Origin of the sequence: Hyalangium sp., from assembly GCF_035629615.1 — a bacterium.
Taxonomy (GTDB): domain Bacteria; phylum Myxococcota; class Myxococcia; order Myxococcales; family Myxococcaceae; genus Hyalangium.
In genome coordinates, this window is the sequence record NZ_DASPHO010000843.1 from 1 (window position 1) to 11,646 (window position 11,646).

An 11,646-nucleotide genomic window follows, 5' to 3' on the forward strand; every position below is an offset into this window, starting at 1 on the left:
AACACCTGCCCCAGCCGCGCCTCATTGGCCCACACCTCGGGGACGGGACGGTACGCCTTTACCAGCCGGGCGCGGTGGCGGATCTCGTTCCACGCCAGCGTCACCGCCGAGTCGATGGCCCGCTGCAGATCCACCCGCTCCATGCGCGTGTCATCCGGGCGGGAGAACGTCTTCAAGTCCCGGACGATGAGGCGCACCCGCTCGGCGCCCTCGCGGGCCTCGCGCAGCGCTCGGGGCAGCTCATTCCCATCCGGCGGCACCTGGGCGGCCACCGCCGCCTCCACTTCCTGGCGGGAGTAGTCCAGGTTGGCGATGACATAGGCCAGCGGGTTGTTGATCTCGTGCGCCACCCCGGCCGCCAGCGTGCCCACCGAGGCCATGCGGTCCGTCAGCGCCAGCCGCGAGCGCATCTCCTCGCGCTCGCTCATGTCCATCACCGTGCCGAGGATGCGCACCGGCGCTCCGGCCGAGTTGCGGAGGATGGCCCCGCGATCCAGCACGCGCGTGTAGGTGCCGTTGGCGCGCCGCAGGCGGTACTCGTCCGACCAGAGCTTCCTGCCACCGTGGACGGCGCGGCGGAAGCCCTCGGCCACGCGCTCGCGATCATCCGGGTGGACGAGGGAAGGCCACCAGCCAGAGTCCTGGCGGACCTCTTGCGGCGGATAGCCGAGCACCTCGGTGACGCGCTCGCTCCAGGAGACACGGCCACTCACCAGATCCCAGTCCCAGACGATGTCGTTGGTGGCACGCTGGAGGACGGAGAAGCGCTCGGAGCTCGTCTGCAGCTCCTGGATGAGGTGCGTCTGGAGGAGGTTCATGCGCCGCAGCTCGAGCTGGCTGACCACCTGGCGCGCCAGCGCCTCCAGGCCTCGGAGCTGAGCAGGGGGGAGCTGGCGGGGCACGAGGTCCGCGACGCAGACGGTGCCGAGCGTCACCCCCTCCGGAGTGATGAGCGGCGCGCCCGCATAGAAGCGCAGGTGGGGGGGCGAGGCCACCAGCGGGTGCTGGACGAGCTGCGGCTGGGTGAGGGTGTCCGGCACGACGTGCAGCTCGGGGCGGAGGATGGCCCGGCCGCAGAAGGCGTCGTCCCGCGGCATCTCCCGCGTGTCCGTGCCCACGCGGGACTTGAGCCACACGCGCTCCTCATCGACCAGGGCGATGAAGGCGATGGGGGTGCTGCACAGCTGCGCGGCCAGCTGGGTGATGTCGTCGAACGAAGGCTCAGGCGCTGTGTCGAGCACCTTGTAGCTGCGCAGGGCCTCCAGTCGAGCCTTCTCGACGGTTTCCAATGTCCTGAAAATCTAGGGAAACCTTGATAGAAATGGAAGCAAGGGAAGGACCTCGGGGAAGCTGTTCCAAGGTGGGTGAAGTGGGCCCGTATCGGTTCAAGTGATCCGGAGCGTGATGACAGCTCTCAAGCCAGCAATCTTCGAGTTCGCTGTCCGGGCCGATGCGGCCTGGGATCGATGGAGTCGCCGGGTGAGGCGGCGGCTGGGGGTGGCGCGGCCGCTGCGGATCTTGCCCTACCGGGGCTATGGCACCGGGGAGCGGGCGTTGATCCAGGCGCGAGTGTTGGAGGATCGGGAGGTGCGGCCGGCGCACCTGCGGCGGACGTTGGTGGGCAGCGCCGTGGCTTCCTACAAGCGCTACGCGACGCGGGAGATTCCGGGTGCGCACGTGGCGGTGCACTGGGGTGGCAAGCGCTGGGAGGGGACAACGGACGAGGAGGGGTTCCTGGAGCTGTGGGTGCCGCCGCCGGAGGGCGTGGCGCCGGGGTGGAACCTGGTGGAGCTGGAGCTGCTCGCGCCCGAGCCGGAGGGGGTGGCGCTCGTCTCCGCGCCGGTGCTGGTGGCGGGCTCGAGCGCCGAGCTGGGGGTGATCAGCGACATTGACGACACGGTGATTGCCACGGGGGTGACGAACCCGCTCAAGCGGGCCTGGGCGCTGTTCCTGACGGAGCACCGCACGCGGCTGCCCTTCGAGGGGGTGGATGCGTTCTACGCGGCGCTGCGGGAGGGGCGCGGGGGTGGGGCGGCCAACCCGATCTTCTACGTCTCCAGCAGCCCGTGGAACCTGTACGAGCACCTGGATGAGTTCCTGGCGCTGCACCGGATTCCGGCAGGGCCGCTGCTGCTGAGGGACTGGGGGCTGTCCCGCCAGGGCTTCGCGCCGGGCGGTGGGCACAGCCACAAGCTGGACAAGATCCGCGGGGTGCTGGGGACACTGGAGCGCCTGCCCTTCATCCTCATTGGCGACAGCGGGCAGGAGGATGCGGAGCACTACCGCACGACTGTCCGCGAGTTCCCCGGGCGCATCCGGTGCGTGTACATCCGCAACGTGCCCTCGCGCGCACAGCGGGCGGTGGAGCTGTCGCGCATCGCGGAGGACGTGAGGGCGGCGGGGAGCGAGCTGGTGGTGGTGGACGACACGGTGACGGCGGCGCGGCACGCGGCCAGCCGAGGGTGGATCCGCTGGGAGGAGGTGCCGCGGGTGGAGGCGCACCAGCGCGAGGACGCGGATGCTCGCACGGTGCTGGATGGGCTGGGGCGCGAGGGGGGATGAAGACAGGCCGGGCGCTCAGCGGCAGTCGGTGTCCTGATGATCCGTGGCCCCATCCGCGTCGTTGTCCGCCCCATCCTCGCAGTGGCCTGCCTCGGTGGGCATGTACTCGCTGATGTGGAGTGTGTAGCGGATGGGCTCCTCGGAGTCATCGTTGGCCATGCCGTCCACCACCACCAGCACGGACTGCCCCTGGAGGAGCGTCACCTTCACCGCGGCCTGCGTTCCACCCGTGGAGCCCACAGCGCACGCCAGCTCCGCTCCGCGGCAGCTGGCAAGGACGTAGAGCGCGTTGCTCCAGCCTCCGCCCGCCGTGTCGAAGACGAAGGTGCCGCTCTTCGGCGCCGTCCACAGGTGCGCCCGGTCCTGTTGGAGCTGCGGCCCGCACGTACCCGTGAAGCCGTCCCCTGAGTCCACTGTCTCGCCATGGGTGGTGATGGGCAGAGCGCTGCCGAGCTCCTGGTTCGCGCACCCGAGGCCGGTACAGCCAGGCTCGCCCTGGCAGTCCGGGGTGTCCGCGCAGTCCACCCCGCCGTCCCCGTCATTGTCCCGCCCATCGAAGCAGGCCCCCGCCTCGCTCTCGCGCTTCTCGTCGATGTGGAGCTCGAAGTAGCCCGAACCGAAGGCACTGGCGCCAGGCGAGTCCACCACCACCAGCACCGTCTGCCCCGCCTCCAGCGCCACGGTGACGCTCGCTCCACCCCCAGGGGAGCTGCCCTCGGTGGCACAGGCCAGCTCCTCGCCACCACAGCCTCCGTGCCGCACTGCCACCAGCGAGCGCAGGGCCGAGCGCGTCGTGTCGAAGATGAAGGTGCCGCTCTTTGGTGCTGTCCACAGGAAGCCGCGATCGGGCGCGAGGTTGCCGCCACAGGACGCCTGGTGGTCGTTGTTGCTGAAGGCGGTAGTGCCCTTCACAGTCACCGGGAGCGCGCTGCCCAGCTCCTGGTCCACGCAGACGGGCTGCGAGGTGTAGCAGACGCCGGACACACCACTGGCGCCACAGGTCTCTGGAGCCGTGCAGGTGCCGCAGTGCAAGGTTCCACCGCAGCCGTCCGGGACGTCGCCGCAGTTCTTCTTCATCGATTTGCAGGTGCCGGGCTGGCACATGGGAGGGCTGCACACGTTGGGGGTGCCGCCGCCACCGCACACCTGGCCCTCGGGGCAGTCGCCGCAGTGCAGGGTGCCGCCGCAGCCGTCGATCGCAACGCCACAGCTCAGCCCCTGCGACTCACACGTCATCGGCTGGCAGGAGGAGCGCCGCGAAGAGTGCTCGGGCCCGTCTTGGGACGTGAGGGTGGTATTGCAGGCCGCCAGCCACAGGCCCACGAGGCACACGCCCCAGCCGAGTCCCCCCCCTCGCCGCATGCTCCCGCCACCTTCCCCGGTGGGCAAGCTGGGGTCGCTCGTGCTCCGAGGGAAGGGCACCTGCCCACGCGGGAGTCACTTCCCAACACTTTCCCGCCCGCGAGAACCACTTCTTCCCTACCGCTCCCTGGGCCACCTTTTGCGCGGCCCCCGCGGGCCCGAGGGGGGAGGGGATGAGGCGTTCCTGGACGTTCACGCGCCGCATTGGGGTGGCGTTCGTGGCCTCCTGGGGGGTGGCGATCGCCCTCCTCGTCACCTCCTTGCTCGCCGTGCAGGCGGTGCACCTGGACAGTGAGAACGTCCACCGGGAGCTGGCGCTCCTGGAGCTCGAGGTGGACCGGTTGCGCACGGCCTTCCAGCACAAGGTGGCTCATGCCCGGAGCTTTGTCCTCTCTCGCGAGCCGCTGATCGAGGAGCAGATGAAGGCCGAGCGCGCGAGCTTCCTGGCGACGGCCGAGCGCTTGCGCCTGCGGATGCAGGAGCATCCCGGGTCCGAGCTGCTGGAAGACGTCATGCGCGAGGAGCGCGAGCACGAGGAGGCGGTACAGAAATTTCTGTGGACTCAGCCACCTCCCCGCCGACAGGAGGCGGAAGGGCGGCTGCGCGAGCAGGTGGGGCCCGCGCGCTTGCAGGTGGACGCGGCGCTGGAGCAGCTGGCGCGCTACAGCGATGGACGCATGGTGCAGAGCATCGAGCAGGAGCTCCTCGAGCATCGACGAGCACGGGAGCTCATCCTCACCGCGTTGGTGCTGGGCCTGCTGGGGATGATGAGCCTGGCGTGGGTGCTCGTTCGCAAGCTGCGTCCCCTGCACCGGGAGGCGCAGGACTCCGAGCAGCGCTTCCGGTTGCTGGTGGAGGGGGTGCAGGACTACGCGCTCTGCCTGCTGGACGCGCAGGGGCGGGTGGCGAGCTGGAACCCGGGCGCCGAGCGCATCAAAGGCTGGAAGACGGAGGAAGTGCTGGGGCGCCCCATGGCCATCTTCTACACACCGGAGGCCGTGGCGGCGGGAGAGCCAGAGCGGGATCTGGCGCGCGCCGAGCGGGACGGACGGCTGCGCACCGAGGGCTGGCGGCTGCGCAAGGACGGCACGCGGTTCTGGGCGGAGGTCATCTACAGTGAGCTGCGAGACGAGCGCGGGGGGCTGAAGGGCTTCACCCAGGTGCTCCGGGACGTCACCGAGCGCCGGCGCGCCGAGCGCACCCAGCGGCTCTTCGCGGAGGCCGGCCGCATCTTCAACCAGCTCCTGGAGTCGGAGCTGACGGTGGCCGAGCTGGTGCGGCTGCTCGTTCCGGAGCTGGCGGACGGGTGCATCCTCTTTATGTTGGCACCGGGGGGGCAGTGGCTGCAGCCGCGGGCCGTGAAGCACGCCTCCCTGGAGAAGGAGCAGCTGCTCAGGGAGATGATCCAGAGCCATCCGCCCCATCCCGAGGCGCTGCTCGGGGCCTCATGGGTGGTTCACACGGGCCGCTCGGAGCGGATCGAGAAGGTGACGGACGAGGCCCTGGAGCAGGTGGCCGCGGATGAGGAGCACCTGCGCATGATCCGGCGGTTGGAGCTGACCTCGGTGCTCACGGTGCCGCTGAAGGTGGGCGAGCAGACCTTGGGCGCGCTGGTGCTGCTGTCGAGCCAGCCAGAGCGCCTCTTCACGGTGTCGGATCAGGTGTTCATGGAGGAGCTGGCAGGGCGGCTGGCGCTGGCGCTGGACAATGCGCGGCTCTTTCAGGAGACGCAGCAGGCGCTGGAGCTGATCGGCGTTGCCTCGCATGACCTGGGCAATCCGCTCAACGCGCTGCAGCTGCTGCTGACGCGCCTGCAGCGGGTGGCTCCGCAGCAGGAGCCGCAGCGGGTGCGTGAGGGGTTGGAGGCGGCGCTCCGGCAATCCCAGCGGCTGGGGGAGCTGCTGCACAACCTGCTGGATCTGTCGCGGTTGTCCTCGGGGAAGCTGATGCTGGACATCTCGAGGATGGAGTTCTCGGAGGTGGTGCGCGAGGTGGTGGAGCGCCATGGCGAGCAGGCCCTCGAGGCGGGCTGCCGCCTCTCGTTCGAGGCGGAGCGGGAGATCGACGGGTGGTGGGACCGGCTGCGGCTGGAGCGGGTGGTGACGAACCTGCTTTCCAACGCGCTGAAGTTCGGGCGGGGCAAGCCCATCGAGATCCGGGTGGAGCAGGTGGAAGGGCGGGCCCGGCTGATGGTGCGAGACCATGGGATGGGCATTCCACAGGAGGCGCAGCGGCGCATCTTCGAGCGCTTCGCGCGGGAGAAGTCCGCTGGCCGGCATGCGGGCTTCGGGCTGGGGCTCTACATCGTCCGTCAGCTGGTGGAGGCGCACGGGGGGACCATCCGGGTGGAGAGCGCACCTGGGCAGGGAGCCCTCTTCACGGTGGAGCTGCCGCGGGTGCCACAGCCCGCGGGGGAGCTGGAGCCGGGAGGCCCGCCGGGGCCTCATTGAGGCGGGTGATCAGACGTGCAGCGTGGGCTCGGGCTGCACGGGCAAGGTGCGCAGGGGAGAGTCGGCGGGCACCTTCTCGAGCTCCTCCAGCCGCTCGAACTCCTCGGCGTCATGGGCGCAGAAGATCGTGACCTCGGCGGTGTGCCGGCGCGCCAGCTCGCGCAGCCGCTCCTGGTTGTAGTGCCTCAGGCGAGCGTTCTTCTGCATGAGCGTCTGGTAGAAGCGCAGCCCCGGCGGGCAGCGCCGCCGAGACGGGTCCATCTCCCCGTGGAAGAAGTACGCGTCCCCCGCGTGCAGCAGCCAGCGCCCCTCCGCCTGGAGTGCAATGCCCGCATGCCCCAGCGTGTGGCCCAGGAGCGGCACGAACAGCAGCTCCGGCGGCAGCCCGGACAGCTCGCGCACACACTCGAAGCCGTACCAGCGCTCGCCACCCTTGGGCGTGGGGTAAGTCACCCAGTTCGTCTGGTGCATCCACTGACGCGGCCGGAAGCGCCGCCGGTCCAGCGCCGTCTGCTGCGCCACCGCCCCCTGGTACTCCGCGTCCAGCAGGTGCACTCGCGCCCAGGGGAAGTCGTCCAGCCCGCCCGCATGGTCGAAGTCCAGGTGCGTCAGGAGGATGTCGCTCACATCCGTGGCCTTGAAGCCCAGCCGCTCCAGCTGCCGGATGGCCGTCATCTCCTCGTGGAGCTGAGGACGGCACAGCACGTCGAGGAACAACCGGCTGAGCCGAGGCCGGGGCTCGCGCACGTCGTTCAGCCCGAAGCCCGTGTCCACCAGCACCAGCCTCCGGTCCGTCTCCACCAGCAGGCAGTGGCACACCAGTGCCGCCGGGCCTTGGACGTCCTTCCGCCCGTCCATCAGCCGCCTGCCGGGCGGGCACATCGTCGTGCAGTTAAGGTGGTGAATGCGCAGCGCCATGGCGTGGGCTCCAGGGCTTGGGGCCTGTGTCGCGGCCCGAGTCTGGAGCAAAGGTGTGCCATGGGAAGACTGGGAGGAATCCGTCGAGCCCAAGAGGGCGAGCCCTCCGGAGCATGGCTGCCTGGATGACGGAGGGACGTCCTGTGGGCGCCCGAGCAGTCAGGCAGCCACACGGAGCGAACCTGTGAACGGCGGGCAGGCAGGAAGCGGGTAGGATGGGCCCGCTTCATCCACGCCACGGATGACTGGCGCTCCCCCAGCCCTCCGCTCTAAAGAAGAGCCCCCATGGACCCCCAGATGATCATGGAGCGGGTGATGCTGCTCATCCCGCTCGTGCTGTCGCTCACCGTGCACGAGTTCGCTCACGCCTGGAGTGCGTGGCGGTTGGGAGACGACACCGCGGCGATGCAGGGGCGGCTCACGCTCAACCCGGTGGCGCACATCGATCCCATCGGCACGCTGCTGCTGCCCATGCTGGGAGTGCCCTTCGGCTGGGCCAAGCCGGTGCCCGTCAACCCGGCGCGCTTCCGCCGCGACGTGAACATGAACACGGGGATGATGATCACCGCCCTGGCGGGCCCAGCGTCCAACCTGCTGCTGGCCATCGCGAGCGCGGTGTCCTACGGGCTCACCCTGCGCTGGGCTCCGGACACGCTGGAGACCAACCCGGGCCTGCAGCAGTTCCTCTTCACCGCGATGGTGATGAACGTGGGGCTCGCCGTCTTCAACATGCTGCCCATTCCCCCGCTGGATGGCAGCCGCGTGGTGGAGAACTTCATTCCCTACCGGCTGCGGGGATTCTGGGAGCAGGTGGTGCAGTTCAGCCCCTTCCTGCTCATTGCCTTCATCGTCCTGGGGCGAAGCGTGCTCATGGGCCCCATCAGCTACATCCAGTCCCTGCTCGGCGACATCATCATGGGCATCGGCCTGAGCTGAAGTCCGCTGTGCGGACGGGGTTCAGTCCGGGTAGAACAGCGGCTCGCGCTTGCGCACGAAGTCCGAGATGAGCGAGGCCACCTCGGACGGCAGCTCCTGGAACTGTACGCCCACGCCCGGCATCAGGTCCGGCATGTGGTTGTTCGGCTCGCGCAGCCAGCGCACCACGCCGCTGGCCTTCAACGGCCGGCCGCCCGGCAGCGTGAAGTCCACGTCCACCTTCGTGCCTTGTGCCACCGTCTCCACCGTGGCGACGAAGACGCCGCCCTCGCTGATGTCCGTGGAGAAGCCGGTGAAGAAGTTCGAGTCGCTGCCCAGGTGGATGTTCGTCTGCAACCGCACCCGGGTGTGCCCCCGCCCCGAGAGACCCGGAGGGGTGGACCTGCCAGGGGCGGCGGAAGTGGAGGCGGGTGCCGCCGCGGCCCGAGCGGCGGCTTGAGTCCGAGTGGCCTCGGCGCGAGCCCTCTGTGCCTCGCGGCTCCGAGCGGCCTCCTGCTCGCGGCGGGCTCGGGTGGCGGACTCGACGATCTCCTTGAGCCGGGCCTCCGCCTCGGACAACTCCTTCGTCAGCGCGCTGGTCTGCTGCTGGAAGGCGTGCAGGGCGATCTGCATGTCCTGGGTGGCCTGGCGGCGAGCGTCCAGCGCCTTCTGGCGGGCGGTGAGCGCCTTCTCCCGCGCGGCGTCCACCGCCAGCTCCGGGATGGCGGCAGCCTGCAGCCGGGCGCCGATCTCCGGGAGGGAGACGTCTCCGGAGTGCTCGGACTCGAGGCGGGTCAGCTCGGAGCGCACCTGGGTCAGCCGCGAGGCCAGCGTAGTCGCCTCGCTGGTGGCTCGGGCAGCCTGATCCGTGAGGCGCGACTCGAGCGAGTTCAGCTCGGACTCTTCGCGCGCCAGCTCGGACTCGCGGGCGGTGTGTGGGCGGTTATGGGCGTTGGACGACGGACTCATCTCGGAGGACTCCAGACGAGGCACCACTCTACCGCCCCTCAGGCCGGGCCACGAGCCCCCTGAAGACCCACCCCCCGTGAACCCAGGGCAGGCAGGCAAGCACCCTCCCCTCTGGGAGGGTGCCCTACCGGGCCCCAGGCCTCAGTCCGCGCCCTTGATGCAGGCCACCGGCTTGAGGCGCCGCTCCACCTTGGCCAGCCCCGCCAGCTCCACCGTCTCGAGCACGTCGTCGAGGTTCTTGTAGCAGGGCCCCGACTCGTCCAGCGGCGTATTCCGGGTGTTGAGGAGGATGCCAGCCTCCGCCATGCGCCGATCCGTCTCATCCTGCTGGAGCAGGCGCCGGGCCTCGCCACGTGACAGCCGCCGGCCCGAGCCGTGGTTCACCGAGTAGATGGACTTTGCCGCGCCCTCCTCGGCGAAGAGGATGGCGCTGCCCGTCTCCATGGAGCCCGGGATGAGGATGGGGTGGCCCGTGTTCTCCCACACCGTCTTCTTCAGGGCCGGGTGCCCCTTGGGGAAGGCGCGGGTGGCACCCTTGCGCGCCACGAACTTGCCGGCCTCCTTCTGGATGAGGTTGTGGGAGATCTCGTAGTAGATGTCCGCGGTGCCGCCGAACACCTCCTCGAGCGCGGCGCACACGGCCTCGCCGATGATGAGCCGGTTGGCCACGGCGAAGTTGGCCGCCATGTTGTGCAGGTTCCAGTACTCGCGCCCCAGCTTCGACTCGGCGTCCAGCCAGATGAAGTCCTCGCTGCGGCTCTTGAGGCCCAGCGCATGCGCGCCCTCCACGAAGAAGTGCTTGGCGATGTTCCACCCGAAGCCACGGCTGCCCGTGTGCAGCATCACCCACACGCGGCCGTCTTGATCTACCTGCATCTCGGTGAAGTGGTTGCCCCCGCCCAGGCTGCCGAGCTGATCGCGCTTGTCGTACGCCTTCTCGGGGATGTCCACCCGGTCATCCTCCACGGGGATGAAGTCCCGCTCCGTGGTGGAGGCGTTGCGGCCCAGGGCCTTGGCGCCGTGGCGCACCACCTCGGCGAAGGTTCGCGCGGAGATGTGGCGCTGCTTCTGGGCCCGGCTGGCGCCCACGCCCACGGCGATGCGCTGGATGACCTGGTCGATCCACCGGCGGCGCTTCTCCTTGTCGGCCACGTCCTCGGCGGTGAGCGTCGTCTTGAGCTGCACCATGCCGCAGCCGATGTCGTAGCCAGCGGCGGTGGGCAGGAGGATGCCGTCGGTCTCCACCACGGTGCCGATGGGCACGCCGTAGCCCACGTGGCAGTCCGGAGTCACCGCGACGCGGGTGACGCCTGGGAAGGAGGCGGCGTTGACGACTTGATCGAAGACGGCCTCCTCCAGGCCCGCCGTGTCCGCACCGTCGCCATAGAGGAGCTTGTCGGAAAGGAACAGATCGGCGTCGACCCGCATCGTCTTGGTCTTCGGCAGCACGTAGTGCCCTTCCGAGACCTTCTCCAACCGTTGAATCCAGCCCATGGCACAGCCCTCCCTAGGGACATTCAACACGCGGCAGCGACGGCACCCTCCAGAGGAAGCTGACGGTAGGAGAAAGGGCGACCCTCTTCGAGGGAGGGCAGGCTGCGGGTCGGCCGAAGTTCTACCTGAGTACATCTGGCCGCGCTCGAAGGGAATGAGGGCTTGCCGCAATCGCACACCATTCCCATTCATCTCCCCACAGCATCAGGGGGTAGGGCGATGGTGACTCTGGGTGGATTGTTGCTGACGATCACGTTGCATGCGGCGCCTCCGGCGGCGCCTCCGGCGGGCCAAGCGTTCAACCCCTCCGTGTGTGCGAAGAAGCGAGTGGATCCGTGTGGCTGCCATCACGTGTATGGCCTGCGGCACTGTCACCCCAACCGCAAGAGCGATCACTGTGAGGCGCCCGTGAAGGCAGAGGCTTCAGAGAAGAAGGGCAATGAGCCCGTCTCGCTCTAGGTGCCGCGCAGGTAGCCCCCAGGCAGGCGGGCGGCCCCTCGGAAAGGATAGGAAGCTCTACCGGCTGATGCCTGGGTGAGCGTGCGCTCGTTTCCAGGGAGCCTCGCACCGCCTTCGGGCGTGGGGGCGCTGGCTCCTGTTCGGAAATGTCGGGACTTTGTGCGCTCAAAACCCCCGACATTTCCGAACAGTTCCGCACCTGCCAAGGCGGACCCGCGAGGCATGAAAGGGGCTTTCTCTCTCTGGTTGCTTACCGGGATGACCTGATCCCGACTCGGGCCTGGCGCCGGGGAGGCCACCGAGCGAGGGCCGGACAGATCAGGCCGCAACTCGCACTACGCCCCACAGGCCGAAGGCTCAGTCCAGGGGGCCGCACGCGTGCCTGCGCGGGGCAGGAGTGCTGCCCCGGCCCGGACGAAGGCGGCTCTTCAGTGGACTGAGATTGGAGCGGCCTCCGCCACAGAGGACACCGTCATGTCAGCTGGGAAGTCCCGCATCAGCGGCGGGAGCTTCTCCA

At 69.3% G+C, this 11,646-nt stretch carries 9 protein-coding genes; 4 read left to right on the top strand and 5 right to left on the bottom strand.

Annotated elements, in window-relative coordinates; genetic code table 11:
• Window positions 1-1,289, bottom strand: a 1,289-nt coding sequence (locus tag VD972_RS42345) for a PAS domain-containing protein (protein ID WP_324995244.1), incomplete at its 3' end; no start/stop codon positions are given.
• 115 nt (window positions 1,290-1,404) lie between these two features.
• On the opposite strand from VD972_RS42345, the gene VD972_RS42350 reads away from it, so the two are divergent.
• Window positions 1,405-2,562 (top strand): App1 family protein, encoded by a 1,158-nt coding sequence (locus VD972_RS42350; RefSeq protein ID WP_324995246.1) that lies wholly within the window; start codon window positions 1,405-1,407, stop codon window positions 2,560-2,562.
• Between the two features lie 15 nt (window positions 2,563-2,577).
• Here VD972_RS42350 and VD972_RS42355 read toward each other — a convergent pair whose 3' ends face one another.
• Entirely contained in the window at window positions 2,578-3,924 is a 1,347-nt protein-coding gene (locus VD972_RS42355; RefSeq protein ID WP_324995248.1) for a hypothetical protein, read from the bottom strand.
• A 173-nt stretch (window positions 3,925-4,097) separates the two neighbouring features.
• On the opposite strand from VD972_RS42355, the gene VD972_RS42360 reads away from it, so the two are divergent.
• Entirely contained in the window at window positions 4,098-6,374 is a 2,277-nt protein-coding gene (locus tag VD972_RS42360) for a sensor histidine kinase (RefSeq protein ID WP_324995251.1), read from the top strand.
• Between the two features lie 9 nt (window positions 6,375-6,383).
• Here VD972_RS42360 and VD972_RS42365 read toward each other — a convergent pair whose 3' ends face one another.
• Complete coding sequence (locus tag VD972_RS42365; protein WP_414654218.1) at window positions 6,384-7,286, bottom strand: MBL fold metallo-hydrolase; 903 nt, start codon at window positions 7,284-7,286, stop codon at window positions 6,384-6,386.
• Between the two features lie 291 nt (window positions 7,287-7,577).
• On the opposite strand from VD972_RS42365, the gene VD972_RS42370 reads away from it, so the two are divergent.
• Window positions 7,578-8,228: a site-2 protease family protein gene (locus VD972_RS42370; protein ID WP_324995256.1), complete on the top strand. Its 651-nt coding sequence runs from the start codon at window positions 7,578-7,580 to the stop codon at window positions 8,226-8,228.
• Between the two features lie 21 nt (window positions 8,229-8,249).
• Here the strand turns inward: VD972_RS42370 and VD972_RS42375 are convergent, their stop codons facing one another.
• Both VD972_RS42375 and VD972_RS42380 read right to left on the bottom strand, forming a co-directional pair.
• On the bottom strand, window positions 8,250-9,176 hold the full coding sequence (locus VD972_RS42375) for a TIGR02266 family protein (protein WP_324995257.1): 927 nt from the start codon (window positions 9,174-9,176) through the stop codon (window positions 8,250-8,252).
• Between the two features lie 141 nt (window positions 9,177-9,317).
• Complete coding sequence (locus VD972_RS42380) at window positions 9,318-10,670, bottom strand: RtcB family protein (RefSeq protein ID WP_324995259.1); 1,353 nt, start codon at window positions 10,668-10,670, stop codon at window positions 9,318-9,320.
• 219 nt (window positions 10,671-10,889) lie between these two features.
• Between VD972_RS42380 and VD972_RS42385 the strand changes: the two genes are divergently transcribed.
• Entirely contained in the window at window positions 10,890-11,129 is a 240-nt protein-coding gene (locus tag VD972_RS42385) for a hypothetical protein (RefSeq protein ID WP_324995261.1), read from the top strand.
• The last annotated feature ends 517 nt before the right edge of the window (window positions 11,130-11,646 follow it).